The sequence below is a fragment of the Clostridium neuense genome (assembly GCF_045310695.1).
Taxonomy (GTDB): Bacteria; Bacillota; Clostridia; order Clostridiales; family Clostridiaceae; genus Clostridium_S; species Clostridium_S neuense.
On the sequence record NZ_JBJIAA010000001.1, the window covers coordinates 253,184 to 271,899 of the forward strand.

Annotated in this window: 15 protein-coding genes and 1 riboswitch; of the genes, 4 read left to right on the forward strand and 11 right to left on the reverse strand. The window is 30.7% G+C overall.

Annotated features, from left to right (window positions below; all coding sequences use genetic code 11):
• Positions 1-38: 38 nt before the first annotated feature.
• From ACJDT4_RS01145 to ACJDT4_RS01175, 7 genes are all read right to left on the reverse strand, one after another.
• Positions 39-938: a helix-turn-helix transcriptional regulator gene (locus tag ACJDT4_RS01145; protein ID WP_406785690.1), complete on the reverse strand. Its 900-nt coding sequence runs from the start codon at positions 936-938 to the stop codon at positions 39-41.
• 131 nt (positions 939-1,069) lie between these two features.
• Entirely contained in the window at positions 1,070-1,156 is an 87-nt protein-coding gene (locus ACJDT4_RS01150) for a hypothetical protein (protein WP_406785915.1), read from the reverse strand.
• Between the two features lie 180 nt (positions 1,157-1,336).
• A complete protein-coding gene (locus ACJDT4_RS01155; protein WP_406785691.1) occupies positions 1,337-2,335 on the reverse strand; it encodes a YdcF family protein in 999 nt (332 codons plus the stop codon).
• Between the two features lie 187 nt (positions 2,336-2,522).
• Positions 2,523-3,167 (reverse strand): HAD family hydrolase, encoded by a 645-nt coding sequence (locus tag ACJDT4_RS01160; RefSeq protein WP_406785692.1) that lies wholly within the window; start codon positions 3,165-3,167, stop codon positions 2,523-2,525.
• Positions 3,154-3,972, reverse strand: coding sequence for a hydroxyethylthiazole kinase (gene thiM, locus ACJDT4_RS01165; protein WP_406785693.1), 819 nt, complete (start codon positions 3,970-3,972; stop codon positions 3,154-3,156). The genes ACJDT4_RS01160 and thiM overlap by 14 nt, the downstream gene beginning before the upstream one ends.
• 102 nt (positions 3,973-4,074) lie before the next feature.
• The gene (thiW, locus tag ACJDT4_RS01170; protein WP_406785694.1) at positions 4,075-4,578 is read right to left on the reverse strand and encodes an energy coupling factor transporter S component ThiW; all 504 of its coding nucleotides are present in this window, start codon (positions 4,576-4,578) and stop codon (positions 4,075-4,077) included.
• A 292-nt stretch (positions 4,579-4,870) separates the two neighbouring features.
• Positions 4,871-5,007: riboswitch (TPP riboswitch) on the reverse strand.
• Between the two features lie 174 nt (positions 5,008-5,181).
• Complete coding sequence (locus tag ACJDT4_RS01175) at positions 5,182-8,250, reverse strand: MMPL family transporter (protein WP_406785695.1); 3,069 nt, start codon at positions 8,248-8,250, stop codon at positions 5,182-5,184.
• Between the two features lie 169 nt (positions 8,251-8,419).
• Between ACJDT4_RS01175 and ACJDT4_RS01180 the strand changes: the two genes are divergently transcribed.
• On the forward strand, positions 8,420-8,980 hold the full coding sequence (locus tag ACJDT4_RS01180) for a TetR/AcrR family transcriptional regulator (protein ID WP_406785696.1): 561 nt from the start codon (positions 8,420-8,422) through the stop codon (positions 8,978-8,980).
• A gap of 108 nt (positions 8,981-9,088) precedes the next feature.
• Here ACJDT4_RS01180 and ACJDT4_RS01185 read toward each other — a convergent pair whose 3' ends face one another.
• The 3 genes from ACJDT4_RS01185 to ACJDT4_RS01195 all read right to left on the reverse strand — a co-directional run bounded on the left by ACJDT4_RS01185 (position 9,089) and on the right by ACJDT4_RS01195 (position 12,997).
• The gene (locus ACJDT4_RS01185) at positions 9,089-10,495 is read right to left on the reverse strand and encodes a MerR family transcriptional regulator (RefSeq protein WP_406785697.1); all 1,407 of its coding nucleotides are present in this window, start codon (positions 10,493-10,495) and stop codon (positions 9,089-9,091) included.
• A 158-nt stretch (positions 10,496-10,653) separates the two neighbouring features.
• The gene (locus ACJDT4_RS01190; RefSeq protein ID WP_406785698.1) at positions 10,654-12,276 is read right to left on the reverse strand and encodes a putative ABC exporter domain-containing protein; all 1,623 of its coding nucleotides are present in this window, start codon (positions 12,274-12,276) and stop codon (positions 10,654-10,656) included.
• A complete protein-coding gene (locus ACJDT4_RS01195; protein ID WP_406785699.1) occupies positions 12,266-12,997 on the reverse strand; it encodes an ABC transporter ATP-binding protein in 732 nt (243 codons plus the stop codon). Before ACJDT4_RS01195 ends, ACJDT4_RS01190 begins: the two co-directional genes overlap by 11 nt.
• A gap of 345 nt (positions 12,998-13,342) precedes the next feature.
• Between ACJDT4_RS01195 and ACJDT4_RS01200 the strand changes: the two genes are divergently transcribed.
• The 3 genes from ACJDT4_RS01200 (at position 13,343) to srtB (ending at position 17,463) form a co-directional block, all read left to right on the forward strand.
• Positions 13,343-14,932: a purple acid phosphatase family protein gene (locus tag ACJDT4_RS01200; protein WP_406785700.1), complete on the forward strand. Its 1,590-nt coding sequence runs from the start codon at positions 13,343-13,345 to the stop codon at positions 14,930-14,932.
• Positions 14,933-15,138: 206 nt separating this feature from the next.
• A complete protein-coding gene (locus ACJDT4_RS01205) occupies positions 15,139-16,341 on the forward strand; it encodes a YibE/F family protein (RefSeq protein ID WP_406785701.1) in 1,203 nt (400 codons plus the stop codon).
• Between the two features lie 252 nt (positions 16,342-16,593).
• Positions 16,594-17,463, forward strand: a complete 870-nt coding sequence (gene srtB / locus ACJDT4_RS01210) for a class B sortase (RefSeq protein WP_406785702.1) — start codon at positions 16,594-16,596, stop codon at positions 17,461-17,463.
• 110 nt (positions 17,464-17,573) lie between these two features.
• Here srtB and ACJDT4_RS01215 read toward each other — a convergent pair whose 3' ends face one another.
• Positions 17,574-18,713 carry a hypothetical protein gene (locus ACJDT4_RS01215; RefSeq protein WP_406785703.1) on the reverse strand — a complete coding sequence of 380 codons (1,140 nt, stop codon included), beginning with the start codon at positions 18,711-18,713 and terminating at the stop codon, positions 17,574-17,576.
• Positions 18,714-18,716 lie beyond the last annotated feature (3 nt).

Genomic DNA, 18,716 nt, shown 5'->3' on the forward strand with positions numbered 1-18,716 from the left:
CTATTATACCTTACTCATCATGACAACTATATGTCATATTAAAGATAGCATTTTAAAGTGTTCATAAGCTTAGTTTTAATAGCCTCTCTAATATCTGCAGGTTCTAAAACCTCACATTCTTCACCAAAGGATTCTATATATCCAAATATCCACTCACCCTTAGGATAAGTAACTTCTACAATAAAACTACCGTCTTCATTTTTCCTATAGTTATTAAATTCATCATATACTCTAAAAGCTGATCGTGGTGCAAATTTCAATTTTAAGTTTACGCATTCTTCCTCGCTTATGCTTTTACGAAAAAATACCTGTTTTGGTGCTTTGCGATCAAAATTTGCTTCTAATATCCTTAATTCTTTAATTCGTCTTAACTTAAAGAAACGATAATCACACCTTTTTTTACAGTATGCATATACATACCAGGCACCTGCTTTAAAACACAGTTTCAGTGGCTCAACTTCACGGGTAATTTGCTCACCTTTAGCGCTAGCATAAGAAAAAGAAATGATGTTTTTACTTAGTATTGCAGATTTAATCGTATTAAATATTTCAGTCTCATTTTTAGCATCACTCGCCCATGAAGAAAGATCCACTTCAATCCAATCTGTATTAGATTCTCCAAATAAGCTGCTGAGTTTCTTAAGTGCTGTATCCGTTTCAATAAGATTAATAGTTTTTAAAGCTTTTAAAGAAGATAAGATATCCTTTTTTTCTTTATCAGTTAAAACAACTTTATTTAACACAAAATTAGGCAGAAGTGAAATACCACCGCCTTTTCCCTTACTCATGTAAACAGGAATACCTGTAGAAGATAATGTTTCAATATCACGATATATAGTTCTTGTTGAAACCTCAAATCTTTCTGCAAGTTCCTTAGCTGTTGCTGCTTTTTTATCAAGAAGAATATATATAATTTCAAACAACCTATTAATATGCATATTATCACCCTATTTTAGTATACACTGATAATATGACTTAGTGATGTCATATTAAAAAATTACAAAGTAGCAATACAAGGAAAAAATTCCTCCGTACCTCCTGAATTTTAGGCTCGAATCTTTGCAAGTAATTAAATTTTGTACATGCTAGCATTAGGCCACTTATATTTAGCATTGTAACCTGTACCTGTTTCAACTGTATGATCTACACCAACCAACTTAGAGTATGCATAGTGATGTGTTTCCCATTTATCATATTCATATCCCTATACACTTGGTCCATAATGAATAATGTGATGTTATCATCCAACCAATACCTAAAGGCGATGTATAGTTTTCTATTTCCCTCTTGAATAAAAGTTTATATAATAATTTATTTTTATAATCTTATAAAAAAATCATAACCCAGATAAAATCATAAGAAGCAGTGGAATTCCTAAAATAACAATAGAGTACCATTTCATACTCCACATTATTGCTATATACTCTCTAATAAAAGCACTTGGCAAATAATATAACGCTGTTTTGCACCCTAAGCCCTCTGCTTTCAAATTAATTTTTTTAGCAAAAAGTCCAGTTCTAAAAACATGATAATTATTAGTGACAAATATGCATTTATAATTTTTCTTCTCATTATCCATTATCTTCTTTGAATACTTTAGATTTTCAAGGGTTGTTGTAGATTTATCTTCACAAATTATATTTTTCTCATCAATATTCTTTTCCAAAAGGTATCTTTTCATGGCCTCTGCTTCAGATATTTTCTCGTCAGCACCCTTGCCACCAGAAACAATTATCTTAGCTTTTCCATTGAACCTTTTAAAAGCTTCAATTCCCTTATCAATTCTTTTAGCTAATAATGGAGAAACCCTTTCACCATCTAAAAGACCTGCTCCATGAATTATAATATAATCGTAATTTTTCCCCTTAGGCAAAATGCAATATAGAGATGAATAAATAAGTAAGGCAACAAAAGTAAAACCTATATATAATACAACAATCATGCTAAAATAGGTGATACCAATAAACCACTTGGACATCAAATGACTTACTTCAAGTAAACAAAATAAAATAAGTGGAGTCCAAATTCCAATTCCAAAAGCAAGTGCTAATAAATTAGGAATTCTAAATCCTTCTCGCTTAATTGTGATAATTCCTGCAGCAATAAACAAAATTGAAGTAACCACAATACCAATTGGCATAACACACAGTGCTAAAGCCACAACAAGTAAATTTAGCATTGTATTTTGCGTTCCAATCATAAGAATTACGCTGTAAAAGCCCATATTTAAAATGGCACATAACAGATATACTGCGTTTTTAAAACGCCTTTTTTCTCTTATAAAAGAAATTCCAAATAAAATTAAGAATATTATTCCTATGTAACAAAAAATCATTATACTTTCTTATATGATATCTTCACTTAAATATCATACTTTCCCCTTTCACCTTATCTCTTGTTATACTTTAATACTAATTTAATATAAAGGTAATCTTTGGTTTAAATTATATCTTATATGATATTCTATATCAATATTCTTAATCTCACTGTTAGTGATATTTTCACCAGTATTATTATTTATCTTATAGTAACAAATCTTCAAAGGAATCTATATACCTATCGCAAAAAAGCTTCATTTCTTCTTTTGTTTTACCTGACGCTTCATCATATACCCCAATTGTATAAAAACCAGCCATTTTTGCTGTCTTCATTGCATAATCCGCATCTTCATAAACTATTGTATCCTCTACTTTAGCCCCCATCTTCTTTATAGCAAGATAGTAAACATCAGGTTTAGTTTTTCCAACACCAACCTCATCACAGCATACAATGCAGGAAAAGTATTGCAGCACATTAAGACGCTTAAGTGCTGCCTCTGAAAGTTCAAGTGGTGTAGCTGTAGCAATGCACATGGTAACACCATCGCTTTTTAAACTTGAGAGATATTCCTTTACATATGGCTTTAGTTGTATTTGGTATCTATACTTATCTTCAATTAATTTATTTATATCAGAAATAATTTTTTCTACAGAAGCCTTAATTCCAAATTCTCTTTTAAAATAATTAGCAGATTCTGTCATAGACATTGCATTTATAATTTCATTTAAGTTTTTGGGAACCTTAATTCCATTTTGATTTAGATAATCTTCACCTAACTTCTCCCATGCAGACATAGAATCTATGAGTGTACCATCCATATCAAAAATAGCATATCTACATTTCTTCAACATTCATCTCTCCATTTATAATTTCTGGGGTCATATTGCTTATGGTATCAATTAAAAACATACGAAACATCATGGTCCCGCCTTCAAATTTTTTCATTTTTTTAAAGGCTATTTCTCCACTCACCCCCATTGCTGTTACTGCCGCTGCTGCTGCCTCTAAAGTATTATCTGGATTTCCTCCACAAAAGGCACCTATTAATGCTGTGGACATACAACCTGTCCCAGTTACCTTTGCCATAATAGGATTACCGTTTCGAATTACATACGCTTTGTCTTTGTCTGCTACAATATCTATAGCCCCAGAAATAACAATAACACTTTTAAATTCCATGCTCAATCTCTTTGCTGCCTTTACTGTCTCTTTAAGATTATGTTCTGTAACTTTATCTGCTTCACTTGCATCCACTCCTTTTGTAATGCCTTCTCCATTTGCTACTGCTTTGATTTCGGAGATATTCCCTCTTATAACAGAAAAATTCATGTTTTGGGATAGCTCTTTAAATACTTCATTTCTTAGCTTTGAAGCCCCCATTCCCACTGGATCTATAACTATTGGATGTTTCACTTCATTGCTCTTTTTTCCTGCTAAAATCATAGCAGTTACATCATGTACATTTCCCATATTAAGCACAAGGCTTTGACTATTTTCAGTTATCTCTCGTACCTCATCCTTATGATGCGCCATTGTTGGTGAACCTCCGCCAGCAAGTATAATATTTGCACAATCATTTACGGTAACAAAATTGGTTATACAATGAACGATAGGTTTACTCTTTAACATATTTTCAAATATTGCTTCAAACATTTATTTTCCTCCTTTATAGATATACAACATGAAAGTTTGAAATGGCTAATTTCAAATTTATTCTGCAAAACCAGAATTTCACTTAGAGTACAAAGTACAATTTTAATTGTGCAGCATAAATTTTAGTTGCTCAAGCATTTTGGCTTTATCTAATGCTTTTAGTAATAAATATCCCATTGTTGCACCTACTAAAGATGCTGGAACAAAAAATGGGACATATGTAAATATAGAAGTCTTTGGTAGACCATAAAACATTCTCATAAATGGATAAGAAACAATTGCACTTATAATTCCAGTTCCAATTACCTCACCAATAACTGCCCAAATTAATTTGTGGAACTTTTTATACAATAACCCTGATAAAAATGCACCTATAACTGCACCTATAATTGCTAAAATGGTGCTTCCATTTAATATCATTCTCATAGAGCCTATAAGCAGCGCACAAATAAATCCCCAAACTGGTCCTAAAAAAACTGCCGCTATGACATTAATAAAATGCTGAAATGGAGCCATCCTTGGAAAGGATACAAAAGTATTTAGTACATATCCCATTCCAGCCAATAATGCTGTAAATATCTCCTTTTTTAAAATTGTTTTTTTCATGTTTTAATCCTCCTCATTTCTATTTATAAAAAAAAGCATAAAAAGTAAATACACCCGCGGTGGTGCACCCCTTTTTATGCTTTCTATACAATTTTTATTAGCAAATCTCTAATTGTTCTTTGAAAATCTAGCTGCTTCTACGAATTTTAAAATAAACAATTAGCTGATTTACTTAAAAATTTTTATACTACCATAAAAGTTACGTGTTACCAATATTAAGTTTTTTATAAAATTTAATTTTATCGCATAAAAAAATGCTCTAATCGTACAGATTAAAGCATCATAATATCATCCTAATTCACGCTTTGCTCCCTACGACAGTGTTAACTGACAGGTTCTAAGGGTCAGGTTTTATCCTTCTCAACTATAATATAGATAAACAATTTCAAGTTTTAAGGTAGTTTATCTTTAGTTCCCCTGCAAACATATTAAATTTCACTTTAGTATATCATTAATTCACCTTAAAAGCAATGCGTGTACATCAAAGTAAAGAACTATTGTTCCTTGTAATCTCCTAGTATCAATATTGACATTGTACAGCTGCCTATTCAGTAAGTTATGCCTCATATTTTGTTATCTAATTCTTAACATATTCATATCTATTTATATCTGTTTGGATTTTTCCTTATTTTTTGAAAATATCTTTTCTAAAGCACTTGGAAGACTAATCATTGCCGGTAAAAATGCTGGTAGCATTATAAAGCAAAGTACAATAAGTCCTGTAATTACAGCTATAGCCAGTTCAATTAAAAGTATTAATCCTGAAGGTGCAAGCGTTGCAAAGGTTCCTCCAAGTATTATAGCTGCTGACATTACAACGCTTCCTATATGCTCTGAAGCTAAAACTATAGCCTCCTTATGAGATATTTCAGTGTATTCCTTAAAACGCATCATTAGGAATATACTGTAGTCAACTCCTAACGCTATTACTATTATAAAAGCGAAAAATGGAACAAAGGAAGAAATCCCCTCATAACCTGCTAAGTTTATAAAAATAAAATTTATTATAAAAATAGCAGCATAGTATGATCCTATAAGTGATGCAATTATAACAGCAGGTTCCCATAAGGATCTTGTAACAATAACTAGAACTAGAAATACTCCTATGAGCACTACCACCGTTGCTCTATTAAGATCTCTGCCTAATACATTGTTCATATCATTTGTCATAGCACTCGATCCAGATACTCCAGATTTAGCCTTTGAAAGAACTGAGCCTTTAAGTCCATCTGAAACAGCATTTTTTATTTTATCTATAGTTTTTAAAGACTCTGATGAATAAGGATCATTCTTCAAAACAACAGTTATTTTAGTTATTTTTTTATTCTTTGACATAAAATTGTCTGTTAATTTCTTAAAATCTTTATTAGTAAGAGCTTCCCTAGGAATGAAGAAGGTTTTATGTGAATTAAGCTGAGTTAAAAAGTTATTGGTTTTTCCTAGTCCACCTGAAATCTGCTCTAATCCTTTGTTAACATCACCAAGCTTATTGCCAAAGGTACTAAATCCATTAATACCATCTACAAGTTTTTGCTGCCCCGATTTCATATCTCCTAAACCCGTGCTTACTTTATTCATATTAGTAACTATTGTGCCTATTCCAGAAGAAGCTTTATCAAGTCCACTCTCTAAAGTCTTTAAGCCATCATCCATTTGAGATAAACCACTGCTTATTTGAGATAGTCCTGCATTAGCTTTTTCAAAACCATTAGTTAGAGCACTGTAATTATCATTTAATGTTTTTATTCCTTCAGGAGTAATTTGACTTAAGGATGATAATAACTTGTCAACAGTGCCTTTTAGCATCATATAATTATTATCAGTTCCAATATTAGGATAGCTCTTTCCCATAGTATCTATCAAAGGTTGTATTTTAGACAATGCATCCTTTACACCAAGAAGTGCCTTCGCTATTTCTTGATAGCTGCTGCCCATTTTTGAATAACCATTTTTCATCTTATTATAATTACCAGCTAGTTCTTCTAACCCGTTATTCATCTTTGCTAAGTTAGCCTGTATAGTATTTATACCATAAGCTATGCTTTGAGAATTATTTGAACCATTTCCTATACCATTCTGAATTTGTTGCAATCCATCAGACATAGCACTGACGCCTGTTTGAAGCTTTGTAGTACCATCAACCATATCACTAACCCCAGAAAAATCCGCTGACCCTAGCTTATCTTGAGCTGTTTTCAATCCATCGTATATTTTATCTACTCCACCATTAGTTTTTGATAATCCTTCTGTAACTGATTTAATTTGTGTATTGGTATAAAAACTTTCAATTTCTTTACCATTTGGCTGAGTTACAGAAGATACCTGTTTTACTCCGTCGATGTTCTTAATTCTTTCTGTTATGTTGTCAATAACAGAAAGAGCTTCATTATTATCAAGTTCTTTATTATTTTCAATTACAACAGTAGCTGGCATTGCTTGCCCTTTTCCAAAATGCTTCGAAACCAAATTAAAAGCTTTTGAAGAAGGCTGTGAATCTCCTAATTCACCAACAGTATTAAAATTTAACTTTTGCTGATGAAAAATGATTGTTGGTGCTATTATCAAAAGTATAACTATAACTGATATAATAGGGTATTTTGCTGTAACTGAAGATACTTTACCCCAAAACTTATTTTTTCCATGACCGCTAATTTTCTTAGATGGCCAGAAAAGTTTGTTTCCCAAAAACTTCATTGCAAAAGGTGTTAAAGTTAAAATTTCTAAAAGCAGTACTGTTACACCTATTACTACAGCAACACCAGATCTATAGATTGGTGATTCTGCAAATATTAAGCTAAAGAAAGCAATAAATACAGTCAATATACTGAAAGCAATAGTTTTACCTGCAGTTTTATAGGTATTGACTATGGCATCATCAATATCGTACCCCTTTGATAATTCTTCTTTAAATCTGTTAAAGAGTAAAATATTATAATCAGTTCCTATACCAAAGAGTATAAGTACAAGAAGCATTTGAGTAAGATTAGTTATGGGAAAATTAGCTTTATCTATTAATTGAGCAACAATTCCCATAGAGCAAAGATACGAAAAGGCTACAGCAATTAAAGAAACAAAAGGAGTAATTATTGATTTAAACATAATAACCAAAACTACTAGAATAAATACAACCGTCAATATTGCACTCTTTTCTACTCCTGACTGAGATGCCTTCAAATAATCATTATTTATAAAATCTTGTCCACTAAAATAGTACTCAGCTTTCACCTGTTTCAATTTAGAATTTAATTCTTTCTCAATATCATCTACTTCTCTCGTTCCCTTATCAAGCTTAAAAGTCACCATTAAGGTTGTACCATCTTTGGAGAGCAGTGAACTTTTTGCTTCTGGCATACTGAATGGATCTATCATATGACTTATTCCAAGTTTAGAACTAATATCTAAAATACCTTTTACTCCATATCTAATTTGATTCATTTCAGCATCAGAAATCTTATTCTTATTGTAAAAGACTATAATATCACTGTCACCCTTAGATGTATCTAACTTACTTAATATAGAATCCGAAATTACAGATGGGCTATTCTTATTTAAAGCAGTTTGCCCTCTAAGCCTAAGTATTGCATTTATATTTGGCTGAAATATTGTTAACAGTATAGTTGCAATTATCCAAACCACTAAAATAATCCATCTACTTTTTATGATTTTTTTCATCTTGTATTCCTCCTGTTCTAATAATTACTAGCAAAATTGTAGCATCTGTTATGTGTATCAAGTGTTACATGTGACATTTGTAACACATAGTTATATATGCTATTATATAGATTGAAAATATAAAATCAATATCTTTAAAACAAATTAGACAAATTGGAGGATTTGTAACATGTATACTAGAAGTAAAAACTTACAAGCGCTTCAATCTCAAAAAATGATTACTAATGCGCTGCTTGCATTGATGAAGGTTTACCCATATAGTGATATAACAATCACACAAATATGTCAGGAAGCTAAAGTCGTAAGGCAAACATTTTACCGTAATTTTGAGACAAAATTAGATATTTTAGAATTATATCTTGATGACATGGCTAAAAAATATGAATCAGATTATTTCGATGCTAAATTAGATGCGTACCAAATACTTAAGGATTTTTTTGATTTTTCACTATTATACAAGGACTTGTTTAAATTACTAGAAAAAAATAATCTTTTCTTTTTATTAAATAAAGTGATTACCATGAATATGTTTAATTTTTCGTATATACCTAAAATTACAGCAAAAATTGAAGCTTCTAAATTAGATGCATATGTATCCGACTTTATTGCTTCAACTATTTGTTCAATTTTTTCATTATGGGTCAAAAACAATTTTCAAGAAACTACAGAAGCGTTGGCAGATCTTGCAAAAGTATTCCTAATGGGAGTTAATACTAATAAAGTTGGATAACACTCCACTTTCACTTGATTCTTTCATAAAAATCACTGATAAAAGAGCCAGCGAAAAACCATTGGCTCTTTATTTATGATTCTTTTTTATTATTCAATTCTAAAACGCTTATTTATATTTTTTAGTTTTACTAACTGGAAAATACATTTCCACTTCTAAATTTTCATCATTATCACGAATATCTGAAGGAAATATTTGAAAAGATGGCAGTATATCCATTTCATAATTTTTTTCCTCTAGCTTATACATAAAAACTTCATCAAAACTCTTTTGGTAATTCTTCATATCACCAATATGCTTATAAAATAAGTACTCATGCTGAGGAAGTACAAAACTTATCATATCATGTGGAACCTTTTCAATATTTGACACCTGCACTGCAAAAACAAAAGAAAAAATAGAATCTGGCACAATATCTTTTCCTAAGGAATCTACACCTGCAAAACCATATATCCTGCCCCTATTAACTACATTGGATATCTCCTCTGCTATATTATTAAATTCTCTAATAAATTTAGGAAAATCCTTTTTATTAATAAACTTTGTATAGTGAATTCCAACAAAACTCATAGTTTCTTTATGAACTATAGTTAGAGGCCTTGATGGTTCTTTGTCAAAATATTCTTCTTTAAATTTCTTTTGAAACTTCTTCTGAAATTTTAAATGTGATTCCTTTCTTTTTCTATATTTTGAACTTAGTACCGATAAACTCTTATCTACAGCCTCCAAAGTCTTTCCAATAATCTCAATATTTCCTTCTGGTTTAATATAAGTACAAAACAATTCAAATTGCCTCTGCTCTTCTTCTGATATATCAAAAGTTATAGTGTTTTTTATATTATAAGCTTTATTAGCATAATTATCATTTTTTAAGTTTTCTTCTATTCTATTTTGTATTGTCTTCCATTCCTTCTCGTCAGTATCTACACTGTCCATAAGTTCTTTAGGAATATTTAACTTTGGTATATTGTCCAAAACTTTAACTAAATCCATCCAGGCATTTTCCTTTTCTCTGCTATCCATAGGCTCCGTTAAAAAGCTCTTAAAACAAAAAGACAACACTTTCCCATAAATGCCCGGGAAAATTCTTTCAATTTCAACAATCATAAATCCTTCACGTTCTTTTTGATTCATTTCAAGAGCTTTACTTAATATATTCATATCCTCTGTAACTTTTTTTATATCAGTATTATCACTTTTTAAATCATTAACGCAAGAAGATAAGACAGTTTTGCACTTTTCCATTTCATTAATTTGTTTAGTTAACTTTTTCGTATACTCTGCCATTACATTTAAAAGAGCTTCTGGGCTTTTTAGCGCCTCTTTAATTTCTTTAACAGAAAGTCCAAAACGCCTTAAAGTAGCTATTTGAGTTAAAACCTCTACATCCTTATCAGAGTAATTTCTATATCCATTTTCCTCCAATACAGATGGTTTAATTAAACCATTTTCTTCATAATAATTAAGAGCTTTTTTAGTAAGGCCAGTTAAAGCCTTAACTTCACTTATTTTCATATTATCCTTCTTTCACCTTATATAGTGAAACTAGCTCAACTACAAACTATTTATGTACCATAATCCCTTGAAAATTGGTGTTTTGGAACATAAATAGTTTAAGTTTCGCAGTAGTTTCACTATAGATAAACCAATTTCAAGTTCTATGTGTTTTATCTTTATCTAAGTTCAAGCTTACTAAATAAAAATTCACTTAAATACAATAACACTATAATAATTATAGTAGAAATTATAACAAACACAGATAATGCTAATATTGCATTTTTCAGGTAAATTGCCACTAATATAGTCATCACTGTAGATGGTAGAAACATTAAGTATGAAAGTGCAGTAGAAATAATTGAATTTTTACCTCTATCACTAGGCGGTGTTACCAAAACAATAACTACAATACTAAAGTAACATATGCAAATTGATGTAATTGCTGTAAACCACAAAAATATTAATTGTAAAACTGAAGTTTTTGTAAAAAATAACAAAGGTAAAATCATCAAGGTATCTGTCAATAGATTATTTATCATAGGTTTAACATGTATAGCTAATAGTTTCCTCGCAGCACTTCCAGGTAATAAAAATATATATTGCTTTTTAATTTCATATTTAAGAGGCGATGATATTTTTGATGCACCAACAGCTCCTTGTAAAAATATTAGTACAAATAGTAGATAAAAACTATTGAATTCCTTTCCTCTTAAAAAGTAGCACATAACAATTGAAGCTATTAAAGCAATTACATATCCAATTAACTTACCATTTTTAGCAGTTCTTTTGTTTATTATAGAGCTTTTCCAGATAAATGCCCAGGCACCTGTAAATTCTTTCGTATTGAAATTTTTAACAGGCTTACTTTTCTTTGAATTATCTAGATTGTCTACCAAATCATATACTGTATCTCCTAGAGCAATATCATCAATTTTTTCATAATAGTTAACGCATCCCCCAGCTTCTTCATAATAATCATCAGCAAAATAAATTGCACAAGATAATATTGCTGCTGTAATAATAATTAATAAAACATTCTCAACCAAAGGTGCCTTATTATATATAAGAGGAGCTATTAACATATCTCTTAACCAGCCTACAATTGGGATATCAGAAAAAAATTCTCCGTTTAAGGTTTTCACCAGGGTATCCAAGATATTTTTACTGTTAACAATATTATAAAGTATAAATGAAATTATCACACCTAAAAAACCTAAGACACAATATTTTATAAGTTTACCCAAGTTAAATTTATTGGATAAAGTATATATAAAAAATGTCAAAGAATTTAGTAATATTGGGAATATCAATATTGCAATAATAAGATACATAAGATTAAATATATTGATATTGTGTACCTTTGATATGGCAATAGCCATTACTATAACTAGTAAAACCGCTCCGAGTAAATTTGCTATGCATTTTCTTATTATTGTCCATGCAAAAATTGTCCTTGGACTTATTGGCGATGGAAACAAATAATTAACATCAGCACAGCAAAACTGAGAAGGATTATATTTTGATATTGAATTATAAATCGTTAGTATAAATACTAAAAGTAAAACTGCCATGATTACAGCTGATAATATCTGAGGCTTAATTACAGCCTTAAGCATGGTAGAGGCTCCACCACCCTTTCTTGTATACACAAAAAGTATAAGAAAAAAAGGAAAAACGAAAGTGCCAATAGCCTTTACTGCTGTTAATGGATGTTTTAAAGCTTCTATAAAATTATTTTTTAGTTTAACTATTTCTACATATGCTAAAGAAATAAAATCCCAAAATGCACTATCTTTCATCTTCAGTCACCTCTAAGAATATATCTTCAAGTGAAGTCCCTTGTGAAGCTTTTATTTTATGTCTTAACTCTTCTATACTTCCTTCCTCAAGTACCTTTCCTTTTTTCATAACAATGATTCTATCACAAAGATTTTCAGCTGTGTCAAGCATATGCGTACTTATTAGCAGCGTTTTCCCCTTTTCTCTCAAAGCTTTAAAAGCATCCTTTAATTCTCTTACCGCCTTAGGATCAAGCCCTACAAGAGGCTCATCTATAAAGAAAATCTCTGGATTATGAATTAAAGCACAACAAATAGAAAGCTTTTGTTTCATTCCTTTTGATAAATTTTTGCCTAGCTCATTCTTCTTATCCAAAATATCAAAGTCAAATAATATTTTCTCTGCTCTTTCCTGCCAACCATTAATTTTGTATACCATAGCCATAAATTTTATATGTTCCCATACTGTAAGCATTGGATATATATCCGGCGTTTCAGGTATATATGCTAGTTTATATTTAACCTCCTTAGAACTATTATCTTCTCCGTTTATAAATATTTTCCCATCATTTTTTCTAAGTAGTCCCAAAATACACTTAATAGTAGTGGTCTTCCCTGCACCATTAGGACCAGTTAGAGCCACAATCTCTCCTTTATTTAGTGAAAAACTAATACCATTTACAGCATTAGTGCTTTTATAACGCTTTTTTAGATTTATAACCCTTAATACTTCTTGTTCCATGTTAACCGCTCCTTGCTCTTCAATGGTAAATTTATCAGTATAAACTTACCATTAGTAATTTTAACCTTTTAGCTTGTTCATCTATAATTCTAACGCGGTCCCCTGGGGAACAGTCAATAGAGTAATTAAAGATAAACCACTCTGAAACTTGAAATTTATTTGTACCCAAATGCCGTCTTCTGGGCATTTGGGTGCACATGAATTTCAATAGTTGAAGAGGTTTATCTTTAGTAACTCTATTCAATCTTAACCTACACTTAACCCAACCATAATTTTCCTTTAATATTTTTTTTATATCATATTTCTATAATAAAATAGCAATCTATAAATTAAGGGGGAACATTAATGAAAAGAAATAGTTTAGTCTTGCTTGGACTCATACCTGCTCTAATGCTGGTATCTCCTACAAAAGTTGTAAAAGCAGACAGTATAACCAATACACCTTACAACATCAATTTTCAAATGGGAGCTAATGCATCTGAAATGCGTTTTAATTGGTTCAGTCTTTATAACAACGGATCTGAATTAGAGATTGCAAAAGCAAACGATGTACAGAATGGTCAATTTCCTTCAAATTCAATAATAACAGGATCAGCTACTGCAGTAACAGCTACTGCAAGTGTTGAAGACAAACCTGGAAATCCAAATCAACCAGCAGTAGATGCTGCTACTGGAAAAAATGAATATGCTAATAGAGCAGCTGCTACCGGTTTAGCTCCTTCAACAAAATATATTTATCGTGTTGGTGATGGAACAAACTGGAGTCCTAATTATTCTTTCACTACCGGTAACCCAACTGCTGGTTTCAGTTTTGGAGTTTTTGGAGATCCTCAAATTGGTGCTTTTGATAGCAATAAACACTCCTCACTTCCTCATGCTAGTTTAGCAGACGACCAAAGCGGTTGGGCTAATACACTTAAAGAAGTTACTTCAAACCATGTTGATTTCTTATTCTCGCTTGGTGATCAAGTAAACAATTATGATGATCTTTCAAAGCAACAAAGCGAATATAAAGCTTTTTTCAATCCTGATTCAAATCAAAACTATTTTCAAGATTATCCGTTAGTTGCATTTGAAGGCAACCACGATCATCAAATGGGAACTTACTACAGCTTTCATTATAATCATCCTAATCTTTCAACCTTAGGACAATCCTCTAACAGTAATGTTGATAATAATGACGGTGATTATTGGTTTACTTATGGAAATGTTCTCTTCATGGTATTAAACGCTAATGATCCTCTTGATACAGCAGCTCATGATCAATTTATGCAGCAAGCAATTTCAGCTAATCCTAATGTAAAATGGAAGGTTGCTGCTTGGCATCAATCTGCATATAGTGAAGCAAACCACTCTGATGCTTCATCTGCTGATGATCCAATTATGACAATACGTAAGACTTGGCCTAAACTAATGGACAAGTATGGCATAGATGTTGTTCTTCAAGGACATGATCATGAATACACCAGAACTTTCCAAATGTATAACGGTGTTCCTGTTAATACTGCGAAAACAAATAGTGTAACAAATCCAAAGGGAACTGTTTATTTTACACTTGATTCTGGTAGTGGAAGTAAATACTATGATTTCAAGAGCACATCAGATCATACCTTCAGCAGTGTGTTCTGGCAACAATATGTACCTACTTATTCATATGTTACAATGAACGATTCTAAATTTACTATAAATACGGTACGTACCGACACCGGAGCATCAATTGATAATTATTCAATCACAAAAACTTCTGCTAATTCTGCACAAGGAACTACATCTACAGCATCAAATAGCACTTCAACTAATAGTGCAGCTCAAGTACAGAATCCAAAAACTGGGGATAACAATTCAAGTAATCTTGCTTTAGCTTCAATAGGTGGATTTTCAGGAATTATTGCCATTACAGCTATAGGAGCAATTATTTATAAGAGAAGAAAATAGTCATTTAAAACATATAAGCTAATCGATTCACAATTCACAGTTCATAATGATCGTGAATTGTGAATTTATTTACTTAAATTTTTTAATTTTAACTTCTTGTTTTTCTCTATAAAAGTCTATGTTTTAAAAGAATGTTAATATGAGATTATGCAATTAATATTCTTTTAAAAATAGACTTATAAAAAATAAACTTTTAGGAGCTTTTTATGTATAAAACAAAAATAAATAATAAAATTAAAATAATAATTTTGCTATTTGCATTATCTATATATGTTGTATCTGCCTGCGCTTTTAGCAGACATCAGTCTTATTATAATATGTATGGCCTTGGTAATGGTGATCGTATTTCTTATGAAAAAGCACGTGTTTTATCTGTAGACGTGCAAAATATTGAAGCTGATAAGCATTATAAAAATCTACTGTTAGGTTCACAAGAGATTACCCTTTGCATATTGACTGGTGAATTTAAGGGTAAACAAATGAAAATTACAAATGGACTTAACTATGATACAAATTATCTCCTTAAGGCTGGAAATACTGTAATAGTATCAGTAAACACTGCAGTACATTCAAAAACAAAAACCGTTAATGTTTTTCTCTATGGTCCCTACCGTGAGGTCTGGCTTTATGTTTTGATTGGTTTATTTGTACTTGCTTTGTGCTTAATTGGAGGCAAACATGGATTTAAGTCTGTTACTGCAATAATTTTTACCATCACAAGTGTTATCTTTATTTTTATTCCTCTAATTTATAATGGTTTTTCTCCTGTAGCTGCCGCTCTGCTTCTTGCAGTATTTACTACCTGCGTTACACTTTTTTTAACAACGGGCTTTGAAATAAAAACTTTTTCTGCTATCCTTGGAACAATTATAGGAGTTTTACTTTCAGCATTTATTTTGCTGATTTTTGAACATTTAACCTCACTTTCTGGCTACAATATGCCTGAATATGATTCACTTATGGCACTTTCTAGCCACACTGGTTTACGTGTAGATCAACTTTTATTTGCTGCAATTATTATTTCATCACTGGGTGCAGTAATGGATATCGCAATTTCTGTTGCCTCTTCTGTTCAAGAAATATATATGCTTAATAAAAACTTTGATACAAAATTGCTTTTTAAATCTGGTATTAATGTTGGTCGTGATATGATGGGAACAATGGCAAATACACTTATTCTTGCATTTACAGGTACTTCCCTCAATATGCTTATTCTTATTTATGCTTATAATATGAACTATTACCAAATCTTTAATTCAAATACTATTGCTATTGAGATTATCCAAGCTGTTTCAGGAAGTTTTGCTGTAATTTTTACAGTTCCAATTGTATCCTTTATTTCAGCAAAGCTTTTGCCATTATTTTATCAGAATACTATAGTAGATAGTAAAGATGACGTAGTACAGTAAATGATGATTTAACTTTCGATTCTATCAGGTAAACTTTAAACTTAAATGTTGTCAGCTTCTCTCTGCACCATATATGACACGACTACGTAACAAATAAAAAAATAAGTTTTTAGATTTTTCTACGCTGGCGGAGAAAAATCATCCTTCATTGTACTCTATACTCTAAGTTAAATTGTAATTTGTCAGGATAAACTTGGTATTTGCAATTTTAATGTTACAAATTATACATCTATATAAAGGAATGGTTTTATTATGTTTAAGAAATTATCAAATTTTATAACTACAAAAACAAGTAAACTTAATAATAAATTTGTCTTAATTGGCATTGTTTCAACAATACTTTTTGTCATTTGTATTATTGGTATTTCATTGCACTACATCGACAAATCGCATAATGTAAATTTAAATAAAAAACTCGTGCAAAAATATAAGCACCATTCCACTCCAAAAGCTGGTCACTATCCATCTGGAATGCTGCCAGAGTTCTATAAATTATATGATACTAATAAGGACATTAAAGGCTGGCTTTCAATTCCTAAAACTGTTGTCAATTACCCGGTTGTCCAATCAACTGACAATGACTACTATCTGCATAACAATTTTAATAAGATAGCTGATTACTATGGTTCTCTTTTTCTTGATTACAGAGACAATATAAACGTGCAATCACAAAATTTAATAATATATGGACACAATATGAAAGATGGACAAATGCTTACTTCCATAGTAAATTATCAGCAAACTGACTTTTACAAAACTTCATCACTTATAACCTTCAACACTATATATGGTCATTATTATTGGAAAGTCTTTGCCGCATTTATTGCCAATGCAGACCCAAAAGACGGTTATGTTTTTAACTATCTTGTGACAAATTTTCCTTCTAGCAAGGACTTTAATGATTTTATTAAAGAAGTACGAGCGCGTTCCTTAATAAATACGCCTTCGGTTGATGTTGTACCTGGAGACACTCTTTTAACTCTTTCAACCTGCTATTATAGCTCTAATGATGCCCGTTTTGTTGTTATGGCTAGAAAGGTTCGTCCTAATGAAAGTACAAATATGGAACCTGCTACAGGAAATAAAAATGCACTTTCTTCTACCTCAGCTATGCATAATTAGATTAAAATCCTCAATTTCACCTTCTCCAATAAGCTTTTCCTTTTTTAAAACTATTATTCTGTCACAAAGCCCCTTAGGGGTCCAGTCAACCAATAATCACATAAGGAGTTTTAACTAATATCACAACTAATTAAGCTCCCCTTATAGATATAAAAAAGCTTATTGTTTGATATTTGAACGAACTTTCCGCTATACTTAGTTTTTCTTTTATTTTTAAGATTAATTACATAGTTTTTATGCACGATAAAAATACCGCAGTTTGTAGTTATTAAAATATTTTTTTCATCCTCTGCATTTTTTAAAGATAACTTTTTAAAATTAAGGGTATCAATCATTAAATTTACTGTGTAAATAGAAGAAATTTTGCTTTTATCATTAAGAGAACCTATATACAAATTTCCTAAAGTATCTGAGCCAAGCAGCAGAGGATTTTTTATATTATCAAGTTTTAGGTATTGCGGTGTTTCATTAGCAGTAAAAGCTACAGGAACTATAAGGTTTTGTAATGCTTTCGGAAGATTATTATAGCCAAATTTAAAACCATTATATACATGAACATTGGTATATATATTGCTATTATTTAAATCTTGATACAAATAACAATAATCAATATTAACAGGACAAAAATTTATTATATCTGAAAATTCACTAGAGTTATATGGATAAATGTTCTGAGTACCTAAAGAATTGTTAACCGCTCTTAAAAAACTTACTCCCGAAGGATTTTGTATTTCAGCAATAAATCCGTTAGCAACGCTTATTGAACTTTGTAGATCTTTAATAGTAAAATTATTTTTACTTTTTGAATAAGAATTGTCTTGTAGTTGTATATTAGTTGAACTACTATAATTTGCTTTTAAAATATTATACTGTTTAATAGAATAACTTGTTTTTGCAGTTGGAGTCTTTAAAAGATAATAAATTTCATCTTTATATGGCATCCATTTAAAAAGAATAAGCTCTTCATCAGAGTTAACAGGTATTTTACTGACTTTTTTAGTGGTTAATTTACTTACACAAATGGTATTTCCAAGCGAATACGCTGCATACTTACCATCATCCGATATCTTTATATTATTTGCTTTTGAAGGAAGCTTAATTAAAGATTCATTTAGCGTGGAAGAAGATACATTTTTAGAAGTAACATAAAGTTTTTTTACTAAAAAATAATTGTTAAAGTATAAAAAGCATCCATTTTCAATTAAAATTCCAATTGTCATCCATAAAATAAATTTACGCAATCTTTTCATTTT